At 65.1% G+C, this 22114-nt stretch carries 23 protein-coding genes and 1 tRNA gene; 17 read left to right on the top strand and 7 right to left on the bottom strand.

The annotated features are described in order from the left end of the window. Positions 1-132 precede the first annotated feature (132 nt). Together QOL79_RS07160 and QOL79_RS07155 are read right to left on the bottom strand one after the other, a co-directional pair. Positions 133-217, bottom strand: a tRNA-Leu gene (locus tag QOL79_RS07160). A gap of 65 nt (positions 218-282) precedes the next feature. Next, on the bottom strand, positions 283-1737 hold the full coding sequence (locus QOL79_RS07155; protein ID WP_283419119.1) for a coniferyl aldehyde dehydrogenase: 1455 nt from the start codon (positions 1735-1737) through the stop codon (positions 283-285). Between the two features lie 206 nt (positions 1738-1943). On the opposite strand from QOL79_RS07155, the gene QOL79_RS07150 reads away from it, so the two are divergent. The 4 genes from QOL79_RS07150 (at position 1944) to QOL79_RS07135 (ending at position 4671) form a co-directional block, all read left to right on the top strand. After that, entirely contained in the window at positions 1944-2210 is a 267-nt protein-coding gene (locus tag QOL79_RS07150; protein ID WP_283419118.1) for a hypothetical protein, read from the top strand. Between the two features lie 112 nt (positions 2211-2322). Further along, a complete protein-coding gene (locus QOL79_RS07145) occupies positions 2323-3510 on the top strand; it encodes an acetyl-CoA C-acyltransferase (protein ID WP_058454768.1) in 1188 nt (395 codons plus the stop codon). Positions 3511-3700: 190 nt separating this feature from the next. Next, positions 3701-4165 carry an RcnB family protein gene (locus QOL79_RS07140; protein ID WP_058454769.1) on the top strand — a complete coding sequence of 155 codons (465 nt, stop codon included), beginning with the start codon at positions 3701-3703 and terminating at the stop codon, positions 4163-4165. Positions 4166-4275: 110 nt separating this feature from the next. Then, complete coding sequence (locus QOL79_RS07135; protein WP_204994078.1) at positions 4276-4671, top strand: hypothetical protein; 396 nt, start codon at positions 4276-4278, stop codon at positions 4669-4671. Between the two features lie 34 nt (positions 4672-4705). Here the strand turns inward: QOL79_RS07135 and QOL79_RS07130 are convergent, their stop codons facing one another. Next, a complete protein-coding gene (locus tag QOL79_RS07130) occupies positions 4706-5164 on the bottom strand; it encodes an SH3 domain-containing protein (RefSeq protein ID WP_058454771.1) in 459 nt (152 codons plus the stop codon). A gap of 126 nt (positions 5165-5290) precedes the next feature. On the opposite strand from QOL79_RS07130, the gene QOL79_RS07125 reads away from it, so the two are divergent. After that, positions 5291-6289 carry a 2-hydroxyacid dehydrogenase gene (locus QOL79_RS07125; protein WP_204994077.1) on the top strand — a complete coding sequence of 333 codons (999 nt, stop codon included), beginning with the start codon at positions 5291-5293 and terminating at the stop codon, positions 6287-6289. 68 nt (positions 6290-6357) lie between these two features. Here QOL79_RS07125 and QOL79_RS07120 read toward each other — a convergent pair whose 3' ends face one another. The 3 genes from QOL79_RS07120 to QOL79_RS07110 all read right to left on the bottom strand — a co-directional run bounded on the left by QOL79_RS07120 (position 6358) and on the right by QOL79_RS07110 (position 9879). Beyond that, a complete protein-coding gene (locus QOL79_RS07120; protein WP_058454773.1) occupies positions 6358-7761 on the bottom strand; it encodes an NAD(P)H-dependent flavin oxidoreductase in 1404 nt (467 codons plus the stop codon). Positions 7762-7861: 100 nt separating this feature from the next. Next, positions 7862-8986 (bottom strand): glycosyltransferase, encoded by a 1125-nt coding sequence (locus tag QOL79_RS07115; protein ID WP_283419117.1) that lies wholly within the window; start codon positions 8984-8986, stop codon positions 7862-7864. 17 nt (positions 8987-9003) lie between these two features. Continuing rightward, entirely contained in the window at positions 9004-9879 is an 876-nt protein-coding gene (locus QOL79_RS07110) for an alpha/beta fold hydrolase (RefSeq protein WP_283419116.1), read from the bottom strand. A gap of 163 nt (positions 9880-10042) precedes the next feature. Between QOL79_RS07110 and astD the strand changes: the two genes are divergently transcribed. From astD to QOL79_RS07080, 6 genes are all read left to right on the top strand, one after another. Continuing rightward, positions 10043-11488 carry a succinylglutamate-semialdehyde dehydrogenase gene (gene astD, locus QOL79_RS07105; RefSeq protein ID WP_283419115.1) on the top strand — a complete coding sequence of 482 codons (1446 nt, stop codon included), beginning with the start codon at positions 10043-10045 and terminating at the stop codon, positions 11486-11488. Between the two features lie 133 nt (positions 11489-11621). Further along, a complete protein-coding gene (gene cobA / locus QOL79_RS07100; protein WP_282950135.1) occupies positions 11622-12410 on the top strand; it encodes a uroporphyrinogen-III C-methyltransferase in 789 nt (262 codons plus the stop codon). Continuing rightward, positions 12407-12703: a DUF2849 domain-containing protein gene (locus tag QOL79_RS07095; protein ID WP_282950134.1), complete on the top strand. Its 297-nt coding sequence runs from the start codon at positions 12407-12409 to the stop codon at positions 12701-12703. The genes cobA and QOL79_RS07095 overlap by 4 nt, the downstream gene beginning before the upstream one ends. A 1-nt stretch (position 12704) precedes the next feature. Further along, positions 12705-14336: a nitrite/sulfite reductase gene (locus QOL79_RS07090; protein ID WP_283419114.1), complete on the top strand. Its 1632-nt coding sequence runs from the start codon at positions 12705-12707 to the stop codon at positions 14334-14336. Further along, entirely contained in the window at positions 14329-14742 is a 414-nt protein-coding gene (locus QOL79_RS07085; RefSeq protein ID WP_058454778.1) for a DUF934 domain-containing protein, read from the top strand. The genes QOL79_RS07090 and QOL79_RS07085 overlap by 8 nt, the downstream gene beginning before the upstream one ends. Continuing rightward, positions 14735-15535: a phosphoadenylyl-sulfate reductase gene (locus tag QOL79_RS07080; protein ID WP_283419113.1), complete on the top strand. Its 801-nt coding sequence runs from the start codon at positions 14735-14737 to the stop codon at positions 15533-15535. Before QOL79_RS07085 ends, QOL79_RS07080 begins: the two co-directional genes overlap by 8 nt. A gap of 32 nt (positions 15536-15567) precedes the next feature. Here QOL79_RS07080 and QOL79_RS07075 read toward each other — a convergent pair whose 3' ends face one another. Next, positions 15568-17079 (bottom strand): replicative DNA helicase, encoded by a 1512-nt coding sequence (locus QOL79_RS07075; protein ID WP_058454955.1) that lies wholly within the window; start codon positions 17077-17079, stop codon positions 15568-15570. A 131-nt stretch (positions 17080-17210) separates the two neighbouring features. Between QOL79_RS07075 and QOL79_RS07070 the strand changes: the two genes are divergently transcribed. The 6 genes from QOL79_RS07070 to QOL79_RS07045 all read left to right on the top strand — a co-directional run bounded on the left by QOL79_RS07070 (position 17211) and on the right by QOL79_RS07045 (position 22050). Beyond that, positions 17211-17708: a UPF0262 family protein gene (locus QOL79_RS07070; RefSeq protein WP_058454780.1), complete on the top strand. Its 498-nt coding sequence runs from the start codon at positions 17211-17213 to the stop codon at positions 17706-17708. A gap of 2 nt (positions 17709-17710) precedes the next feature. Next, positions 17711-18460 carry a glycoside hydrolase family 25 protein gene (locus QOL79_RS07065; RefSeq protein ID WP_283419112.1) on the top strand — a complete coding sequence of 250 codons (750 nt, stop codon included), beginning with the start codon at positions 17711-17713 and terminating at the stop codon, positions 18458-18460. Further along, the gene (locus tag QOL79_RS07060; protein WP_283419111.1) at positions 18457-18906 is read left to right on the top strand and encodes a cytidine deaminase; all 450 of its coding nucleotides are present in this window, start codon (positions 18457-18459) and stop codon (positions 18904-18906) included. The genes QOL79_RS07065 and QOL79_RS07060 overlap by 4 nt, the downstream gene beginning before the upstream one ends. Positions 18907-19067: 161 nt before the next feature. After that, complete coding sequence (gene dcd / locus QOL79_RS07055) at positions 19068-19622, top strand: dCTP deaminase (protein WP_283419110.1); 555 nt, start codon at positions 19068-19070, stop codon at positions 19620-19622. Positions 19623-19769: 147 nt separating this feature from the next. After that, complete coding sequence (locus tag QOL79_RS07050) at positions 19770-21491, top strand: cellulase family glycosylhydrolase (protein ID WP_283419109.1); 1722 nt, start codon at positions 19770-19772, stop codon at positions 21489-21491. Between the two features lie 70 nt (positions 21492-21561). Next, on the top strand, positions 21562-22050 hold the full coding sequence (locus QOL79_RS07045) for a DoxX family protein (protein WP_283419108.1): 489 nt from the start codon (positions 21562-21564) through the stop codon (positions 22048-22050). Positions 22051-22114 lie beyond the last annotated feature (64 nt).

The raw sequence follows: 22114 nt of genomic DNA, 5'->3' as shown, positions 1-22114 counted from the left end.
GAGCCGTACTCAAACTGACTTTTGAGAACCGAATCCGCTATAACCGCGAAGAAGGTTTTAGAACCGCCGAAACGACGATTCCATTCAACCTTTTCAACTGTTTATGTGGATCGGACTACGATGAGTCCGAAATGGTGCCCCTGGCCGGACTCGAACCAGCACTCCTTGCGGAACTCGATTTTGAGTCGAGCGCGTCTACCAATTTCACCACAGGGGCACAGCATCGGCATGGTGCCGAAAGCGCGGCGCTTCCCCTAGGGCGAAGCGCCGCCGCTTGCCAAGCTATTTCTTGAGTTCTTTCGCCAGCGTCTTGGTCGTCGCCTTGCCATAAGGCGGCTTGAAGCCCGCGAGCCCCGCGACATCGAGCTTCGGCTGGCGGTAAACAGCGCGCGCGTGACTGAAGGTCCTGAAGCCGTCCAGCCCATGGTAATTGCCCATCCCCGACGGCCCGACCCCGCCGAAGGGCAGATCCTCCATCGCATTGTGGAACAGCACGTCGTTGACCGTGACCCCGCCCGAGATCGTCCGCGTCAGCACACGGTCCTCCTCGCTCTTGTCCTGCCCGAAATAATAGAGGCCGAGCGGGCGGTCGCGCTCGTTCACATAGTCGATCGCGTCGTCGATCGTCTTGTACGTCTTCACCGGCAGGATCGGACCGAAGATTTCCTCCTGCATCACCTTCATCTCGTCGGTCGGATTGCGGACGATGTGGAGCGGCATCTTGTGGCCGTTCGCGCTCGCGAAATCCTCGCTTGCCGGGTTGACCTCGATCACTTCGGCGCCCTTCTCGCGCGCGTCGGCGAGATAGCCCTGCAGACGGTCGTAGTTCCGCCCGTTGACCACCGACGTATAATCGTCGTTCGACAGCAGCGTCGGATAGAGCGCGGTCGCGCCCTTGACGACACTGTCGATCACCTCGCCTTCCTGGTCCTCAGGCACGAGCAGATAGTCGGGCGCGAGGCAGATCTGGCCCGCGTTCATCATCTTGCCGAGCGCCACGCGCTGGCCGACGAGATCCTTGTTCGCGCTGCGTCCGATGAAGGTCGGCGACTTGCCGCCGAGTTCGAGCGTCACGGGTACCAGATTATCCGCCGCCGCGCGCATGATGTGCCGCCCGACGCCCGTCGCGCCGGTGAAGATCATATGGTCGAAGGCGAGTTTCGAGAAAGCGATACCGACATCGGCGTCGCCGGTGAACACCGCCATCTCGCTCTCGTCGAAATAGTCGGGGACGAGCCGCGCCATCAGCGCCGAAACATGTTCGGTAAACTCGGATGGCTTGACCATCGCCCGGTTGCCCGCCGCGAGGATGCCGGCCATCGGCACGAAGACCATGCCGACGGGGAAGTTCCACGGTGCGACGACGCCGACGACGCCCTTCGGCTGGTAAACTACCTCGGCCTTTGCACCGAGCAGACCGAGCGGGAAGGTCGGCTTGCGCTTTTCGCCTTTCGACCAGGCCGCCATATGCTTCTTCGCGTGCTTCAGCGCGCTGACCGAGGGCATGATATCGGTCATCAGCGTCTGTTCGCGGCTGCGGTGGCCGAAATCCTCGCTGACGGCCTTGGCGAATTCCTCGGCATGATCGACGAGCATCGCGACCGCGCGGTCGATGCGGTCGGTCCGCACGGCGAGGCTTTCGGGCATCGCAGCCGTAAAGCTCGCCTTCTGTGCCGCGAGCACCGCGTGCATACGCGCGGTTTCGCCGGCAATATCCTGCTTGATCGCGGTGGCCATGACCCGTCTCCCCTTATGATCTGCGGGCGCTGTTTGATCATGCCGCGCGGTTAGTTGCAAGTTGAAACCCGCGCGGGGTGTGACCAAGGCGTTTGCGGTTGGGGTTCCGATGGGAGGCATCGGAAAAGCGGGGAAAGCGGGCGGTCCGAAAACCGGCCGGAAGCCGCCCTAACCATCATCGTCACCCCGGACTTGATCCGGGGTCCATGCCTTCGGCGCTGCTGTGGATCCCGGATCAAGTCCGGGATGACGAAGAGTGGCAGACTGTGACGCTCACCACCCCTTTCCGGACCTTCAACAAGCCATATCGATCTTCGCCGCCCTTCCCCAAACGCCATGCCCAAAAACCGCTTTCCTACAATGTCCGGCCATGCTTCAAGCTGGCGGATGAACAGTCCCTTCCCGATCCGCCACGCCACCCATTCGTCCGCACCCCGCGCGGCACAGATTCGACGGTATCGGCATTGGGCTGACCTTTCCTGAACTTTGACGGGTCGGTGTCGGCGGCGTGATGCCCCTTTCGCAGATGCAGCATTTGGGTTAAACGCGCCGCCGATCCAGTTTTCCCCTACGGAGTCTCATGCCATGACCGCCACCGATCCCGTCGTCTTCCTCTCCTATGCCCGCACCCCGATGGGCGGCATGCAGGGCGCCCTGTCGGACGCGAGCGCGACCGATCTCGGCGCGACTGCGGTGAAAGCGGCGGTCGAACGTGCCGGCGTCGCCGGCGACGATATCGAGCGCATCTATATGGGCTGCGTGCTGCCTGCCGGGCTCGGCCAGGCGCCGGCGCGTCAGGCCGCGATCAAGGCGGGCCTGCCCAAGTCGGTGCAGGCGACGACCGTGAACAAGGTTTGCGGCTCGGGCATGCAGACGGTGATCATGGGCGCCGAAGCGCTCGCCGCGGGCAGCGTCGACGTCGTCGTCGCGGGCGGCATGGAGTCGATGACCAACGCTCCTTATTTGCTCAAGAAGCATCGTTCGGGCGCGCGCATCGGCCACGACACCGCCTATGACCATATGTTCCTCGACGGGCTGGAAGATGCCTATGAAGCCGGGCGCGCGATGGGCACCTTCGCGCAGGATACCGCCGACGCCTATCAGCTCAGCCGCCAGGCGCAGGACGAATATACCCTCGAATCGTTGAGCCGCGCCAAGGCCGCGATCGCCGACGGCGCCTTCGCCGCCGAAATCGCACCGGTGACGATCGCCGGCCGCAAGGGCGACGTGATCGTCGACACCGATGAGGCCCCGGGCAAGGCGATGCCCGACAAGATCCCGACGCTGAAGCCCGCCTTCGCCAAGGACGGCACGATCACCGCCGCAACGAGCTCGTCGATTTCGGACGGCGCCGCCGCGGTGGTGCTGACGCGCCAGTCGGTCGCCGACGCCAAGGGCGCGAAGCCCGTCGCAAGGCTTGTGGCGCACGCCGCGCATGCGCAGGAACCAAAGGACTTCACCGTCGCCCCGGTCGGCGCGATCAACAAGCTGCTTGCCAAGGCGGGCTGGTCGATCGGCGACGTCGATCTGTTCGAGGTCAACGAAGCCTTCGCCTGCGTCGCGATGTTCGCGATGCACGACCTCGGCATCCCGCGCGAAAAGATCAACGTCCATGGCGGCGCGACCGCGCTCGGTCATCCGATCGGCGCGAGTGGCACGCGCATCATCACGACGCTGATCGCCGCGCTCCAGCGCCACGGCAAGACGCGCGGCATCGCCAGCCTATGCATCGGCGGCGGCGAAGCGACGGCGGTGGCGGTCGAGCTGGTCTGAACCGTTTTCGGCGAAAGTTCCGGGGCGTCGTCGCAAGACGGCGCGCTTTCGTCGTTTGGCGCGCGACAAATTGCGACACTAATGACCTGAAAATAAACGCGTCATTCCGGTTTGGTTCAAACCGGCGCGCCTATTCCATGCTTGTCATCGGGCAGATCCCCTCCCCCTGACGATGCAAAGGAATGGCACAATGAAGAGCAAAATTCTCACCGCCGGCCTGATCGCCGCGATGATGGTCCCGGCGATGGCACAGGCCCAGACCGGCGAACTCCGTCGCGACCGTCAGGACATCCGCCAGGAACAGCGCGACCTGAACCACGCCAAGCGCTACGGCGATCGCGGCGACGTCCGCGATGCACGTGACGATGTGCGCGACGCGAAGCGCGAATATCGCGAGGACAAGCGCGACTGGCGCCGCGACGCGCGCTATCAGAATTACCGCGCTCCGTTCCGCTATCAGCAGTTCCGGGTCGGGCAGGCGCTGCGTCCCACCTATTACGCCCCGGCCTATCGCCCCGCATGGGACCGCCGTTGGGGCGTGCCGCGGGCGGGTGCGGGCCTGACCTATGTCCGCCACTATAACGATCTGCTGCTGGTCAACGTGCGAACCGGCAAGGTGGTCAAGGTGTATCGCAACGAGTTCCGCTGGCGCTAAATGACGGCGGATCGGGAAGGGCCGGGCGCGAAAATCGTCCGGCCCTTTTCGCATTTGCTTGCCGCGTCGATCGGCGTAGCCTCGCCTCACCTTGGATGGGGAGAGGTCCGATGAAGAAAATCGTCCTGCTGGCTGCGCTTTCGATGCTCGCCGCCTGTTCGCAAAAGACTGAAGAGAAAAAGGAAACGCCTGCCGAACCGGTCGCCGAAGCGGCGCCGGCACCGGCAGCCGACTCGGGAACGGCTCCGGGCACCTATGACGTGAAGATGGCCGACGGCACGATGGGTACGACCACGATCAACGCCGACGGCACCTATGTCGACACCGATGCCAAGGGCAAGCAGGTGAAGGGACTCTTCGCCACCCACGACGGCAAGGATTGCTTCGATCCCGAAGGCGACGAGATGGGCATGTGCTGGGCGGTTTCGAAACCCGCCGCCGACGGCAGCTTCACCGCCACCGCCGACGACGGTACGGTCGTGACGGTGACCCCGAAGAAGCAATGACGAGGCGCGCCTGACGTCTGCCGCAGGGGCGCGATCAGTCGCCCCAGATATGGTCGGTCTGGATCCAGCCCTTGCGGCCACCGACGTTGAACAGGCACCAACCCTTCTGGCAGTCGGTGATCCGGCCGACGACCCCCGGTTGCGCGCGAAAGGCGACCGCGGCGGACGTATCGGGCTCCTCGCGCATCGGACGGATCTCGCCGGTCACGATCGCGGTGCGCGTGCGGCTCAGCAGCCGTGCCGCCATCCAGCCCTGTGTGCCGTCGGGATCCTCGATCTTGCGCCAGGTCTCGTGCCGCGCGATCACCTTCACCGGCAGATCCTTGCGCCGATATTCCCACGTCACGGGCACGTCGGGCGACGGCCCCTTGCGCATCCGCGCTTCGTCGACGCTGATCGACGCCCAATAGGGTAGCTCAACGTCGGATTGCGCGGCGGCCGGTCCCACGGCGGCAAGCAGCATCAGGCTGGTCAGGATCTGGCGGCTGGTCATACCCCTGCCTTGTCAAAGTCGTGCCGGCATTTCAACCGTTCGCCGCGCAAAAGGATGCGTTCGTCCCCAGCCTTTTCGCGCCGCCCCCTCTTGACCCCCGTGCCGCGGCGCGCTCTACCCGCGGCCATGCCCGATTCATCCCGCCCGAAGCGCCCGCGCGTCATCGTCACCCGCCAGCTGATGCCGCATGTCGAGGCGCGCATGGCCGAATTGTTCGACGCCCAGCTTTCGGCGCACGATCACGCCTTCACCAAGGACGAATTGAAAGCCGCGGTCGCGGACTGCGACGTGCTGGTGCCGACGGTGACCGACGAGATCGACGCCGAAGTGATCGGCGCGGCCGGCGAACGGCTTAAGCTTATCGCCAATTTCGGCGCCGGCGTCGACCATATCGACCTCGCCGCCGCGCGCGCGAAAGGCATCATGGTCTCGAACACGCCGGGCGTGTTCACCGAGGACACCGCCGACATGACGATGGCGCTGATCCTGAGCGTTCCCCGCCGCCTCGCCGAAGGCGAGAAGCTGATGCGATCGGGCAAATGGGCCGGCTGGGCACCGAGCGCGATGCTCGGCCACCGCGTCGGCGGCAAGCTGCTCGGCATCATCGGCATGGGGCGAATCGGGCTGGCGGTCGCGCACCGCGCCCGCGCCTTCGGCCTGTCGATCCATTACCACAACCGCCGCCGCCTGCCCGAAGCGATCGAGGAGGAATTGGGCGCGAGCTATCACGCCAGTGTCGACACGCTGCTGCGCATCAGCGACGTGGTGACGATCCATTGCCCGCATACGTCCGAAACGCACGAGCTGGTGAATGCCGCGCGGATCGGGGCGATGAAGCCGACCGCTTACCTCATCAACACCGCACGCGGCGAGATCATCGACGAGAAGGCGCTGATCGCGGCGCTCCAGACCGGCCGTATCGCGGGCGCGGGGCTTGACGTCTATACGCACGAACCCGCGGTCGACCCGGCGCTGCTCGCGCTCGACAATGTCGTGCTGCTGCCGCACCTCGGCTCGGCGACGATCGAGGGCCGCGAGGCGTCGGGCGAAAAGGTCATCGCCAACATCCGCGCCTGGTGCGACGGGCATCGCCCGCCCGATCAGGTGCTGGAGGGCTGGGCCTGAGCCCAGCCTCGCGGGGGGGCGCAAGACCGCTCTGGATTGCTTCGCTTCGCTCGCAAGGACGGGGGAGATCAATCCCCCGTCAAAATCCGGTCGACCAGCTGCTTCACCGTCGGGGTGAAGTTGTTCGAATAAAAGGGATCGGTCTTGAAGTTGAACGCGGCGTGGCCCGCGAACATCAGATTCTGTTCGACGTCGCCGCCGTGCGCGATGTCCTGCAGCGTCTTCTGGATGCAGAAGCTGCGCGGGTCGGCGAGGTAGCCGGTCGAATAATCGTCATGGTCCTTCCATGCCGAAAAGCCGCAGTGCGAGAGGCAGCCCATGCAGTCGGCCTGGTCCTTGCGGATCACGCTTTTGTCGGTGTCGGTGACGAAGACAACGGTGTTGTCGGGGGTCTTGAGCGCTTCGGTGTAGCCCTCCGCAACCCAGTCGCGCGCGCGGTCGCGGTCGTGCGGGGTGACCCAGAAATTCTTGCCCTTTACCCCGACGTCGAGCTGGACGACATGGTCGCCCGCTTCCTGCTTCGAATAGGGAATCTGGCGCTCCGAGCGCGCTTCGAGGTCGCGGAGGAACGGGTTGCGCACTGCGCTCGAATAAAAGCCGGTCGGCGAGAAGCGATGGAGCAGCACGTCACCCTCGTCGAGGGTGCGGAGGCGGTCCTTCCACTCCTGCGGGATCGGGCTTTCCTCGGTCAGCAGCGGACGCGTGCCGTACTGAAAGACGATCTGGCCGAGTTCGGGATTGTCGATCCAATGCTCCCAGTCGCGCAAGTACCAGACGCCGCCGGCCATCACGATCGGCACGTCGTCCGAAATTCCCTCGGCGCGCATCGTGTCGCGCAGCGCCTTGACTCGCGGATAGGGATCCTCGGGCTTGCGCGGATCCTCGGCATTCGACAGGCCGTTGTGACCGCCCGCAAGCCACGGATCCTCGTACACCACCGCCGCCATCAGGTCGGCGACCTTGTGATAGGCGCGCTTCCACAGCGCCCGGAAAGCGCGCGCCGACGAGATGATCGGCAGGTAATTCACATTGTGCTTCGCCGCGATCTCGCTGAGCTTGTACGGCATCCCCGCGCCGCAGGTCACGCCGGTCACGAGGCCCCTGGTCTTTTCGAGCACGCCCTCGAGCACCTGTTGCGCGCCGCCCATTTCCCAGAGCACATTGATGTTGATCGCGCCCTTGCCGCTCGCGATGTCATAGGCGCGCCGCACCTGTTCGACCGCGCCGTCGATCGCATATTGGATCAGTTCCTGGTGACGCTCCTTGCGCGTCGCAGCGCGATAGATTTGCGGAATGACATTGCCGTCGGCGTCGTAGCTGTCGGCATTGACCGCCGAAACGGTACCGATCCCGCCCGCCGCCGCCCATGCGCCGCTCGACATATGGTTGGTCGCCGATACGCCCTTGCCACCCTCCACGAGCGGCCACACTTCACGGCCACCGTAAAGGATGGGCTTCAAACCTTTGAACACACTAAACCTCTTTCTCTCCGCCCGGCCTTCGTCGCGCCGGAACCCCCGTTTACCGCTTCCGTAAGCGGAAGCCGGCCATGAAAGTCAATGGGGGCGCCCCCTATTCCCCGGAGAAAAGGCTGCGACCCTTGAGCGCGCGACCATAGAGATTTTCATAGGCCGCGACCATGATTGATTCGTCGAAGCGCGCCGCCGCGACATCGCGGTTTGCATGGCCGATGCGCGCGCGAAGCGCAGCGTCTTCGGTCAATGTTGCCAAGGCCTTGCGGAAGGCGGCCTCGTCGGCAGCGACGAAGGGGAAATTCTGCCCCGACACCATTGCCGCGACGTCGCCGACGTCGGGGCTGACCACGGGCAAGCCTGCCGCCATCGCCTCGATCACCGCGATCGGCGCCTGTTCGCTCCGCGACGACAGCGCGAGCAGGTCGAAATGGCCGATCCAGCGTGCGGGCTCGGCCATGAAGCCGGGCATGACCAGCCGGTCGGCGATCCCGGCAGCGGCCGCCTCGGCAGCGATCGCCGCACGCTCGGGCCCTTCGCCGACAATCACCAGCCGGACATTGCCGGGCAGCGTGGCGAAGGCGCGGACGAGCCGCGGCAAATCCTTGACCTTGCGCAGCCCGGCAACGGTGCCGATCACCACTTCCCCCTTCCGCCGCTCGAACCCCGGGATCGGCACGTCGGGACCGCGCGCATAAGCGGCAACGTCGATCCCGTTGCGGATCAGTTGCACGCGCCGCCGTTTGCGCCATTCGTCGGCGGCGATCCGTTCGAGTTGCATCGACGGCACGACCAGCGCCTCGGTCGTCGGCAGCGCGGCATAGCGGAACCAGTTGCGCTTCCGGTTGCGACGGAGGCTTTCATCCTCGTTGAAGCCGTCCTCGTGGTGGATCATCGGCGGCAGGTGCAGGAAGGGCGAGAATATCCGGTGCGCCATCACCCCGTCCATCGCGCCCCAGTTATAGCTAAGTACCAGATCGAAGCGCCGCATATAGCGCGCGAGCGCGCGATAACGCGACGGCCCGGGCTTGCCATAGAGCGGAGGTGCATCGGCTGGGAAACGCACGTCGATGCCGGGGTCAATCGCAGCGCGCGCGTCCAGCGCGTCGGGCATCGCCGACAGGATGACATGCCGTGCACGCGGCCCCATCAGGTTCATCAGCCGGACAGCGCGCGCCTCCTTCCCGCCCAGCGAAAAGCCGGAATGGAGGTGCAAGATCCGCACGGGGGCGCTGTTGCCCGTCACGTCGGCGGCAGGTCCGATATCCACATATCGATCGCGGCGCGCGCTTCGCCCTCGTCCATCGTCGGGGCGTGGCCGACGTGCGGCACCTGGACGAGCCGCGCTTTGGGCAAGGCATCCGCCATCTTGCGTGCCGCTCCGGCCGACACGATGTCCGACAGCGCCCCGCGCAGGATCAGCACCGGAACATCACCGAGCGCCTGATAGGCCGGCCACAGGTCGACCCCCGCGTCGCCGCCGTTCGGCACGCGGAGCGGTGCAGCGATCTGCTTGTCGTAGTCGGTGACGATCCGCCCTTCCTGCGTCAGCCGGTGCGTGCGTTTGGTGATGCGCAGCCAGTCGTGGATGTCATAGGCGGGATAGATAGCGGCGTTAAGCTCACCATAAGCGCGCGCCGCGTGGATCCACGTCGGCTGGCTGCCGCCCGCGCCGATATAGTCGCGGATACGGTCGAGCCCCGCCTTTTCCAGCTCGGGCCCGACATCGTTGAGCACCGCCCCGACGATCCGTCCCGGCTGGGTCGCCGCGAGAAGCATCGAAACGAGCCCGCCCAGCGACGTGCCGACCGTCGCGAACCGCTCGATCGCCAGCTCGTCGAGCAGCGCGACCACGTCCTGCACATAGGTGAGCGGGACGTAGGTCATCGGATCCTTGGCATAGGCGCTCTCGCCGCGACCGCGGAATTCGGCGACGATCACCCGCCGTTTCGCCGCCATGTGCGGGGCGAGCGCCTCGAAATCGCGGGCGTTACGCGCGAGACCCGGCATACAGAGGATCGGCGGGGCGGCCTCGCTGCCCTTCGGCCCCGCATAGATGCGCGCGTGCAGGCGGACGCCGTCGTGCGACCACCAATAATGGTCGTCCCAGTCGCGCATGATGTCCTGCCTTGCCGAAATCGCGCGTCCCCTTCTCGTCGCCGCAACCATCGCCCCTCGCGCGTCTATCGCCGCCCAGCGCGCCCGGCGCAAGCCATCCGTCGCATCGGCGCGGTCAGGCCGGTTGCCGCCATCTGCTTTCACCGATAAGAGGCGGGGGACCATGAGCGACACGCTGCTTTCCTTCGAACCCGCGACCGGCAACGAACTGTGGCGCGGGGCGGCGAGCGATGTCGACCGGGAAGTCGCGATCGCGCGCGGCGCTTGGCCCGCATGGGCGTCGAAGGCGGTTGCCTTCCGCTCCGAAGCGCTCCGCCGCTTTGCCGACCGGGTGAAGGCCGAAGGCGAAGTGCTCGCCGACCTGATCGCGCGCGAGACGGGGAAGCCGCTGTGGGAGGCGCGGACCGAAGTCGAATCGGTCGCAAACAAGGTCGATATCTCGATCAAGGCCTATGCCGAACGCACGCCCAACCGCCGTATCGAGGGCGCCATGGGGCTACGCAATGCAGTGCGCCACAAGCCGCACGGCACGCTTGCGGTCCTCGGTCCCTATAATTTTCCAGCGCATCTGCCGAACGGCCATATCGTCCCCGCGCTGCTCGCGGGCAATTCGGTGGTGTTCAAGCCCTCCGAAAAGACGCCCGCGGTTGGCGCGAAACTCGTCGAGCTGTTCCACAGCGCGGGCGTGCCCGAAGAGGTGCTGCGCCTGGTCATCGGCGGCCCCGACGCCGGCAAGGCGCTTGCCGGCCATGACGGGCTGGACGGGCTGCTGTTTACGGGGTCTGCGCGCACCGGGGTCGCGCTCAGCCGCCAGTTCGCCGACAAGCCGGGCAAGATCCTCGCGCTCGAAATGGGCGGCAACAATCCGATCGTGGTGTGGGACACCGCCGACATCGCGACCGCCGCCATATTGGTGGTGCAATCGGCTTTCCTGAGCGCCGGGCAGCGTTGCAGCAACGCGCGCCGCCTGATCGTCAAGGAAAGCATGGCGGAGCCGCTTCTCGAAGCGGTCAAGACGCTGTCGAACCGGCTGATCGTCGACCATCCGCACGCCGACCCCGCGCCCTATATGGGGCCGGTGATCGACAATGAGGCGGCCGACCATCTGACCGAAAGCTTCCTGATCCTGATGTCGAACGGCGGGCAGGTCATCCGCCATATGTCGCGGCCGGTCGCCGGCAGGCCTTTCCTCACGCCCGGCATTATCGATGTGACGGCAATGCCGGAGCGGCCCGATGTCGAGCATTTCGGCCCGCTGTTACAGGTGGTTCGCGTCGAAAGTTTCGAGGCCGCGATCGCCGAGGCGAACAATACGAGCTTCGGCCTCTCGGCCTCGCTGATCGGCGGCACGCCGCAGCTTTACGACCAGTTCTGGGCGAATGCGCGCGCGGGTGTGATCAACTGGAATCGCCCGACGAACGGCGCGTCATCGGCAGCCCCCTTTGGTGGCATCGGGCTGTCGGGCAACCACCGCCCGAGCGCCTTCTACGCCGCCGACTATTGCGCCTACCCGGTCGCGAGCGCCGAAAGCGACGCGATGCGGGCGTCGATCGGGGTCGGGCTTCGCGATCCCGAAGGGTCGCAGCTTGTAACCAAGAAGTATCTTTAGTGTCCTGACCCTGAGACAGTCTCGTCACCCCGGACTTGATCCGGGGTGACGGCGTATTGAGGCAATTTTACCTTCATCACCGTCAATAAAGCCTGCTTTGCCATTCGCGGCATGCTGGACCACCTATCATGCCATGGAAAAGTCTCTCCCTTCTGCGGGCAAGCTCTGGCTCGTCGGCGCCGGTCCGGGCGACCCAGACCTTTTGACCTTGCGCGCCGCGCGACTGCTGCAGAGCGCCGACCTTGTCGTTCATGACGGGCTGGTTGGCGACGGCGTACTCGCGCTGATCCCCGCGCCCATCGAACGGATCAGCGTCGCCAAGCAGCGCAGCCGCCATACGATGAAGCAGGAGCTGATCAACGAATTGCTCGTGCGTGAAACGCTCGCGGGCAAACAGGTCGTGCGCCTGAAGGGCGGCGATCCGTTCATCTTCGGGCGCGGCGGTGAAGAACTCGACGCGGCGCGCGAAGCGGGCATCGCGGTCGAGGTCGTCCCCGGCATTACCGCCGCGGCGGGCTGCGCCGCGCAGGCCGGCCTCCCCCTCACCCACCGCGAGGATGCGAGCGCGGTCACCTTCGTCGCGGGTCAGTGCAAGGATCTGACCGATCAGGACTGGTCGGGGCTCGCGGGACATGGCCGCACCCTGGTCATCTACATGGGCCTTGCGACCGCCAATGCGATCGCCGACAAGCTGATCGCCGACGGCGTTTCACCCGACCTGCCCGTCGCGGTGGTCGAGCGCGGGACCACCGCCGAAGCGCGCGTCCTTCGCACGCTGCTGACCGACCTCGGCGACCTTGTCGCGCGCGAACGGGTCGCCAGTCCGGCGCTGATCATCGTCGGCAAGGTTGTGGCGCGCGCGGACGCGCTCGATTGCCTCGGCGCACCTGGCGTCGCGGCTCAAATAAGGGACTTCACATGAAACTGCTCACGGGCAACGACCTGAAGACAGGATTTGTCACCTGGTGGACCGGCGCCGACTGGTCCCTCCACATCGAGGACGCCGCCGATGTCGGCGAGCATGGCGAAGCGATCCTCGCCATCGAGGAGGCCGCGCGCCGCGTCAACGCACCCTATATCATTGCGGGCGAGCAAACCGCCGACGGCCCCCGCCCCGCGCACATCAAGGACCGCATCCGCGCATTGGGCCCGACCGTGCGCCCCGACCTGACACTGAAACCCGCCGATCCCACGGCCGGCGACTGGGTGATCTGACATGTATAAATATGACGAATATGACCATGCGATGGTCGCCGCCCGCGTCGCCGAGTTTTCGGACCAGGTGAAGCGCCGCCTTGCCGGGGAAATCACCGAGGACCAGTTCAAGCCGCTGCGCCTGATGAACGGGCTCTATCTTCAGCTCCATGCCTATATGCTACGCGTTGCGGTGCCCTACGGCACGCTCGACAGCCGCCAGATGCGGATGCTCGCCCACATCGCGCGCAAATACGACCGCGATTACGGCCATTTCACCACGCGCCAGAATATCCAGTATAACTGGATCAAGCTGGAGGACGCGCCCGCAATCCTCGAGGATCTGGCATCGGTCGAGATGCACGCGATCCAGACGAGCGGCAATTGCATCCGCAATATCAGCTCGGACCAGTGGGCCGGCGCCGCGGCCGACGAGATCACCGATCCGCGCCCGTGGGCCGAACTGCTCCGCCAATGGTCGAGCTTCCACCCTGAATTCAGCTATCTGCCGCGCAAGTTCAAGATCGCCGTCATCGCCGCCGACGAGGATCGCGCCGCGATGCGGCTGCACGACATCGGAATCCAGATCGTCGAACGCGACGGCGTCCACGGCGCGGCGTTCTACGTCGGCGGCGGAATGGGCCGCACCCCGATGATCGCGCCGCTGATCAAGGATTTCGTACCGCTCGAGGACATGCTGAGCTATGCCGAAGCGTGCCTGCGCGTCTACAATCGCTACGGGCGCCGCGACAATATCTACAAGGCGCGGATCAAGATCCTCATCCACGAACTCGGTGCCGACGAATATCGCCGGCAGGTCGAGGAAGAGTATGCGCATGTGAAGTCGCTCGGCATCGACCCGCCCAAGGCTGAATTCGACCGTATCGCCGCGCAGTTCGCGCCGCCCGCGCTCGACGCCGCTGCCCCCGACGCGATCGACCGCAGCGATCCCGACTTTGCGGTCTGGGTCGACCAGAATGTCGCCGCGCACAGGGTACCCGGCCATGCGATCGTCAACATCAGCCTGAAGCCGATCGGCGGCATCCCCGGCGACGCCAGCTCGGCGCAGATCGACCTGATGGCCGACCTCGCCGAGACATACAGTCACGACGAACTCCGCGTCACCCACGCGCAGAACATCGTGCTGCCGCACGTCCGCAAGGCGGACCTCTATGCCATCTGGCAGGCGCTCGACGCTGCGGGGCTCGCGACGCCGAACCTCGACCTGATCAGCGACATCATCGCCTGCCCCGGACTCGATTATTGCAGCCTTGCCAATGCGCGCTCGATCCCGGTCGCGCAAAAGATCGCGGCGCGCTTCTCGGACCTCGGCCGCCAGAAGGAACTCGGCGAGCTCAAGCTCAAGATTTCGGGCTGCATCAACGCCTGCGGACACCACCACGCCGGGCACATCGGCATTCTCGGCGTCGATCGCAAGGGCACCGAAAATTACCAGCTGCTGCTCGGCGGATCGGGCGCCGAGGACGTGTCGCTCGGCACGATCACCGGACCCGGCTTCGACGAGGACGGCATCGTCGATGCGATCGAGCGCGTGACCGACAGATATCTCGCCGAACGCGCAGAAGGCGAACGCTTCGTCGACACCTTCCGCCGCGTCGGCATGGCCCCCTTCAAGGAGGCGATCTATGGTTGAGCATCTGCATAGCGACGGCGAAGAACCCTGCGTCACGCTCGACGCCTTCCTGTCGCAGTCGAACGCCACCGCGGTGCGGCTCGAGCCCGACGAGGATGCGCGCGCGCTGATCCCGCATCTCGACCGGCTCGCGCTGATCGAAGTCGCCTTCCCGAAATTCCGCGACGGCCGCGGCTACAGCTCGGCGCGCATTCTGCGCGAGGCCGGTTATACGGGCGAACTGCGCGCGCAGGGCGACGTCCTCGTCGACCAGATCGCCTATATGAAGCGCTGCGGCTTCGACACGTTCGCGCCCGAAAAGCCGCTCAATCCGGCCGATGTCGAGGCGGCGCTGACGCGCTGGCCCGAACATTATCAGGGCGCCGCCGACGGCGCGGTGCCGATATGGAAATTAAGGCATGGCTGACGTGAAAGTCTCTCCCCCCGAGGCCGGCGACCGCACCCGCGACCGGATCGACGTGGCACCGCGTTTCACGCAGGCCGACGTCATCCGCCTCAACAATCTTTTCCGCGGCCAGGACGCGGCGGAGGTCGTCGTGAGCGTGATCGGCGCGGGGTTGCTGGGCGAGACCGCGATCGTGTCGAGCTTCGGTGCCGAAAGCGCGGTGTTGCTGCATCTGATGAGCCGCGTTGCGCCCGACATGCCGGTGCTCTTCCTCGACACCGGCAAGCATTTTCCCGAGACGCTCGCCTATCGCGACGAACTGGCTTCGAAGCTCGGCCTCAATATCGTCAATCTGACGCCCGACGCCGAGGAGCTGGCGGCAAAGGACGGCACCGAGCTGCGCTGGTCCTATGATCCCGACGGCTGCTGCGAAATCCGCAAGGTGAAGCCGCTCGAAAAGGCGCTGACCGATTTCTATACCTCGATCACCGGGCGCAAGGGTTTCCAGTCCTCGACGCGCAGCGGTCTGCCGCGTTTCGAGCTCGACGGCAGCACCGGACGTCTGAAGTTCAATCCGCTCGCCAACTGGAGTCGCGACGACCTCGACGCCTATTTCGACGCGCACGACCTGCCGCGCCATCCGCTGGAATCGCAAGGCTATCCCTCGATCGGCTGCTCGCCGTGCACATCGAAGGTCCAGCCGGGCGAAGACCCGCGCTCGGGCCGCTGGCGCGGCTGGGACAAGACCGAATGCGGTATCCACACCGCGGTGACACCGATCGACGACGATCCGGCGAACGATCCGGCTTTCTGATCACCTCGTCATTGCGAGCGAGCGGTCAGCGCCTACTCATAATCCGCATAGGCCTGACTCTCGTCCGCCAGATCGCTGAACTTGGTCGTCTTCGCCTCGAAGTGCATCCGAATCTTGCCCGTCGAACCGTGACGCGATTTGGCGACGATCACCTCGGCGAGGCCGAAGACGCGTTCCATCTCGGCCGCCCATTCCTCGTGCGCGGCGTGGATCTTCACATCGTCGCCCTCGACCGGGCGCTTGGGCTCGCGCGCCGCGACATAATAATCCTCGCGGAACACGAAGAGGACCATGTCGGCGTCCTGCTCGATCGAGCCCGATTCACGAAGGTCGGAGAGCTGCGGGCGCTTGTCCTCGCGGCTTTCGACCTGTCGGCTGAGCTGCGACAGCGCCATCACAGGGACATTAAGTTCCTTCGCCAACGTCTTCAGACCGCGTGAGATTTCCGAGATTTCCTGCACGCGATTATCACCGCTCTTCGACGAACCCTGGAGCAGCTGCAGATAGTCGACGATGATGAAGCCGATGCCGTGACGGCGCTGCAGGCGGCGCGCGCGGGTGCGCAGGCTCGCGATCGTCAGGCCCGGCGTATCGTCGATGAACAGCGGCAGGGTCTGCAGCGCCTGCGCGGCGCGGCTGAGCTGCTGAAACTGCTCCTTGCTGATCTTGCCCATACGCAGCGCCTCGCCCGACACCCCCGACTGTTCGGCGAGGACGCGCGTCGCGAGCTGATCGGCCGACATTTCGAGGCTGAAGAAGGCGACTTTCGCGCCCATATTCTTCTCGGGCGGAATACCGTCCTCTTCATCGCGGCGGAAACGCTCGGCGGCATTGTACGCGATGTTGGTCGCAAGCGAGGTCTTGCCCATGCCCGGACGCCCGGCGAGGATCATCAAGTCCGAATTGTGCATACCGCCGATCTTGGCGTTCATGCTGGCAATGCCGGTGGTGATCCCCGACAGGTGGCCGCCCGAATTGAGCGCACGTTCCGCCGCCTGCAGCGCGGTGAGGCTCGCCGTGCTGAAGCTCTTGACCGATCCCATCTCGGCCTCGCCGCCCGCGACGCGATAGAGCGCGGTTTCGGCCTCCTCGATCTGCGCGTGCGGATCGACGCTCTCGCTCGTGTCGAGCGCGCTGTCGACGAGCGTGCGGCCGACACCGACCAGTTCGCGGAGCAGCGCGAGATCGAAAATCTGCCGAGCGAAGTCGCGCGCGCCGATCAGGCCCGCGCCGCTGCCGGTCAGCTGTGCGAGATAGCCGACCCCGCCGACCGCCTTCATCGCCTCGTCATTCTCGAAGAAAGGTTTCAGCGTGACCGGCGTCGCGATGCTGTTTCGCTCGATCAGCGCCATCGTCTGCGCGAAGATGCGGCCGTGCAGCGGCTCGAAGAAATGTGCGGCGTGCAATTGCACGGGCAGATCCTCGACGACTCGGTTGTCGATCAGGATCGCACCGAGAAAGGCCGCTTCTGCCTCGATATTCCGGGGTAATTGGCGTTCTTCCCCGGCGGGGGCCGGGGTGGGAATCAGGGCTAGTTCTGGCATGGCGACCTTCATGCGTTGCCACCTCTGGCGGTGCAACAAGCGATGCCCGCTTCCCTAACATAGTTGTGGGTTGCTGTGAATAAGTCGCCCCCTTGCCCTTCACGCCCGGCCAAGTAGAAGCTCTTCGCAACATGACCGACGCCGATCCCTCGCAGCAGCGCATCATCTCGATCGACCTCGACGAGGGGTCTATCGTCTGGCGCAACCCCGATGTCGAGCAGGAGCGGCGCGTCGCGATCTTCGACCTGCTCGAAGAGAATAAGTTCGTGCCCCAGCGCGGCCACCCCGACGGTTATGCCGGCCCCTATCGGCTGAGGTTGCGGGTCGAGGAAGGGCGCCTGATCTTCGAGATCAGCCGCGAGGACGGTTCGCCGCTGGAGGCTATCATCCTCGGCCTTGGCCGCTTTCGCCGTCCGATCCGCGACTATTTTGCGATCTGCGACTCATATTATCAGGCGATCAAGACCGCGACCGCGCAGCAGATCGAGACCGTCGACATGGCGCGCCGCGGCCTCCACAACGAGGCGGCGGAGATGCTGATGGACCGGCTCGACGGCAAGATCGCGGTCGATTTCGACACGGCGCGGCGGCTGTTCACGCTGATCTGCGTGCTCCACATCAAGGGCTGAGCATGGCGACGCGCGCAGCGAAACGACCGGTCAAGGCAGACGGCAACTGGCGCGGCGCGATCGCGCATTTCCTGCGCCGCACCGCGGGACTGATCCTGCTCGCCGTACTCTTGGCGGGCCTTGCCCTGTGGTGGGCGGCGCGCTGGACCCCGAGCCGCGACCTCTATCCGCTGCAGGGCGTGACGATCAGCGCCGACAATGGCGAGGTTCATTGGGGATCGATCAAGGCCGCGGGCGCCGATTTCGCCTATGTCGCCGCGACAGATGGCACGAGCGGGGTCGACCCGATGTTCGCACGCAACCTGTCGGGCGCGCGCGAGGTCGGGATCCAGGCAGGCGCGATCCATCGCTACAGCCTCTGCCAGCTTGCGACCGATCAGGCCGCGAACTTCATCCGCCACGTCCCGCGCCGCGCCGACGCGCTGCCCGCCGTCGTCTGGCTCGACTATGACGATCGCTGTCCGGACCGGCCGACGCGGGCGCTGCTGCTATCCGAGCTCGCGACCTTCCTCGCGCAGATCGAGGCGCATACCGGCAAGCGCAGCCTGATCGCGCCCGGCCCGTCGTTCGAAAGCGATTACAAGGTGACGCAGGGAATCGCGCGCACCACCTGGCTACGCCGCGATTTCTTCGAGCCAGACTATGGCGCGCACCCCTGGGCGATGTGGCAGGCGAACCACTATATTCGCCTGACCGGCGCCGACGGCACCGTCGGCTGGAACGTGCTGCGCCCGGAAGGAGAGACGCCATGAGCGAGACCCGCGATGCCCTGATCGCCGCCGCGCGCGACGCCGCGAGCCGCGCCTATGCCCCTTATTCGGGCTTTCACGTCGGCGCAGCGCTGTTGCTCAAGAACGGCGACGTCGTCACCGGCGCCAATGTCGAGAATGCGAGCTATGGCCTGACGCTCTGCGCCGAGACGGCTGCGGTCGCGAAGATCGCCAACGAAGGCTGGATCGGCGAACTCGCCGAGGTCGCGATTGTCGGCGGGCGCCCCGACGGCGACGATCTGATCGGCAGCGACCCGGTCAACCCTTGCGGCCGCTGCCGCCAGATATTGAACGAGGCGGCCGAGCGGTCGAAGACCGACATACTCGTCCACTGCGCCTCTGGCGACGGCTCGGCGGTGAAGAGCTACAGACTCAGCGAATTGCTTCCAGCCGCCTTCGGACCGAAGGACTTAGGGCTCGTCAAATAATCGCCGTGCCCCTGCGAAGGCAGGGGCCCATCACCGGCGCTCTCCTTTTACAGCACGCTCGGTGGTGAACGCCACGGCAGAAGATGGGCCCCTGCCTTCGCAGGGGCACATGGAAGCACTGACTGCTTGCGCGAAGCGCGGCTGCTCGACAAGACAGCGGCATGAGCATTCTTTCGGACAAATGGATTCGCGACGCCGCCCTCAATCAGGGCATGATCGAGCCTTTCGTGGAGGCGCAGCGCCGCGACGGCTGCATCAGCTACGGCCTCTCCTCCTATGGCTATGACGCGCGCGTCGCGCCCGAATTCAAGATATTCACGAACATCGACAGCACCACGGTCGATCCCAAGGCGTTCGATCCCAAAAATTTCGTCGACCGCGAAACAGACGTCTGCATCATTCCGCCGAACAGCTTTGCGCTCGCACGGACGGTCGAATATTTCCGGATTCCGCGCGACGTGCTCGTCATCTGCCTGGGCAAGTCGACCTATGCGCGCTGCGGCATCATCGTGAACGTCACCCCGCTCGAACCCGGCTGGGAGGGGCATGTGACGCTCGAATTCTCGAACACGACGCCCCTGCCGGCCAAGATTTACGCCAATGAAGGCGCGTGCCAGTTTCTGTTCCTGCAGGGCAACGAGCCGTGCGAGACGAGTTACGCCGACCGCGCGGGCAAATATATGGGGCAGAAGGGCGTCACGCTCCCCAAACTCTAATTCATCGTCATTGCGAGCGCAGCGAAGCAATCCAGAGCGGTTTATGCCACGCTGGATTGCTTCGCTGCGCTCGCAATGACGAACGGCGGTTGCGTGGCCTGCGAAAATTGATAACGTTCCCATAAATCAATAAATGGGGATGAGGTCATGAAATTCTGCACGGTCGCGCTCGCTCTCGTCGCGCTGCTATCTTCCACCAACGCGCACGCCGAAGGCTGGTTGAAGGTTGACGGCACGAAGATCGTCGATGAAAGCGGCCAGCCGGTCATCCTGCGCGGCATCGGTCTCGGCGGCTGGATGCTGCAGGAAGGCTATATGCTGAAGCTCGGCGAGATCGGGCAGCAACACAGAATCCGCGCGAAGCTCGTCGAACTGGTCGGCGAAAAGCGTACCGCCGAATTCTATCGCGCCTGGCTCGATAATCACACGACCGAGGCCGATATCGACCAAATGGCGAAATGGGGCTTCAATTCGGTGCGCCTGCCGATCCATTTCGACCAGCTCACCCTGCCCGCCGACAAGGAACCCAAGCGTGGTCAGGACACATGGCTGGAGGAAGGCTTCCAGCGCATCGACCGCCTGCTCGAATGGAGCAGGAAGCACGGCATCTACCTAATCCTCGACCTCCACGCAGCGCCCGGCGGTCAGGGCAACGATCTCGCCATCTCGGACCGCGACCCGACCAAGCCTTCGCTATGGGAGAGCGCGGAGAACCAGCGCAAGACCGTCGCGCTGTGGAAGAAGCTCGCCGCCCGCTACAAGGACGAGCCGTGGATCGGCGCCTATGACATGATCAACGAGCCCAACTGGAGCTTCGCGACGCCCGGCAAGGGCAATGGCTGCGACGAGACGGCAAGCAAGGGCGTCTGGGAGCTCCAGCAGCGCATCACCAAGGCGATCCGCGAGGTCGACCAAAAGCATATCGTGATCATCGAGGGCAATTGCTGGGGCAATAATTACAAAGGCCTGCCGCCCGCGTGGGACGCCAATATGGCGATCAGCTTCCACAAATATTGGAACCGCAACGACGAAGCGAGCATCGCCGACATCACGAAGCTGCGCACAAGCTACGGCCGCCCGATCTGGCTCGGCGAGTCGGGCGAGAACAGCAATGTCTGGTATCGCGACGCGATCGCGCTGGTCGAAGGCGAAGGCATCGGCTGGAATTTCTGGCCGCTGAAGAAAATCGGTTTCAACCAGCCGCTCGAGATCGACCCCGGCCCGGGCTGGGCAAAAATCGTCGCCTGGGCGACCGGCAAGGGCCGGAAGCCCGATGCCGACACCGCCTATGCGGCGATGATGACGCTCGCCCGCAACAGCCGTTTCGACCGGAATGTTCCAAAGCCCGATGTCATCGACGCGATGTTCCGTCAGCCGCGTGACGCAAGCTACAGGCCCTTCTCTCCGCGCACGCTCGACAAGGGCGTGCTGACGATCCGCGCCGTCAATTACGACCTCGGCCCCGCCGGCGTCGCCTATCAGGACAGCGCCGACGCCAATTATCATGTCGCGACCGGCGGCGAGCGGACGCCGTGGAACAACGGTACGACCTATCGCAACGATGGCGTCGACATCGCGCGCGCCGCGGACGGCAGCCCCTATGTCGGCGACTTCGTCACCGGCGAATTCATGCGTTACAGCGCGGACGTCACAAGGCCCGGTCGCTGGACCGTCACCGCGCGCGTTCGCTCCGCCAAGGGCGGCCGCATCGGCATCGACGAGCGCGGCGTCATAATCCCTGCCGGCGCCGCATGGCAGACGATCAAACTCGCCGAGATCGATCTGCCCGCCGGCCCCGGTAGCGCGATGCTGCGCGCAATCGATTGCACCGACTGCGAGGTCGAGAGTCTGAGCTTCACACCCCGCTGATCGGGAACCGATTGCCTTCGCCGCGCGTCCTGCCTGCACCAGCGGGCGGGGCGCACGTGGAGGATGCCCTATGTCCATGATCGCCGTCTTCATCGGCCGCCTGTTCATCGCCGTGATTTTCGTCGTGTCGGGGATCAACAAGCTGATCCATGTTTCCGACACCAACGCGATGATATCCGCCGCGGGCCTCCCCGGCGGCCTCGCTGTTCCCACAGGACTGTTCGAGCTGATCGCCGGCATCTGTATCGCGCTCGGCATCTACGCACGTCTCTTCTCGATCCTGCTGGCCGGTTTCGTGCTCCTGACCATTCTCTTCTTCCACCGCGACTTCACCGACCCGATGCAGGCGATGGCGGCGATGAAGAATCTCGCGATCGCGGGCGGCCTCCTTTGCCTGTTCGGCTATGGCAACACGCGCTGGAGCTATGATGCACTCCGCCGCCGGCGGCACGACGAGATCGCGGCGCATGAAGCCGAACTCCGCGCCGCGCGTGCCGAAGGGCGCGCCGAAGCCATCGATGCGCCGGTGGTCGCCCGCCGCCCCTGGTGGCGCCGCTGACGCTTCGCGCTTGGCATCGCGTGTCGTCTGCGCTAGCCTCTACTTAACGTTTACGTAAAGGGAG

It is taken from the genome of Sphingopyxis sp. Geo48 (genome assembly GCF_949769155.1).
In the GTDB taxonomy this organism is placed as follows: domain Bacteria; phylum Pseudomonadota; class Alphaproteobacteria; order Sphingomonadales; family Sphingomonadaceae; genus Sphingopyxis.
The sequence above is the reverse complement of the archived record's forward strand: the minus strand, read 5'-3'. Positions and strand labels throughout refer to the sequence as shown.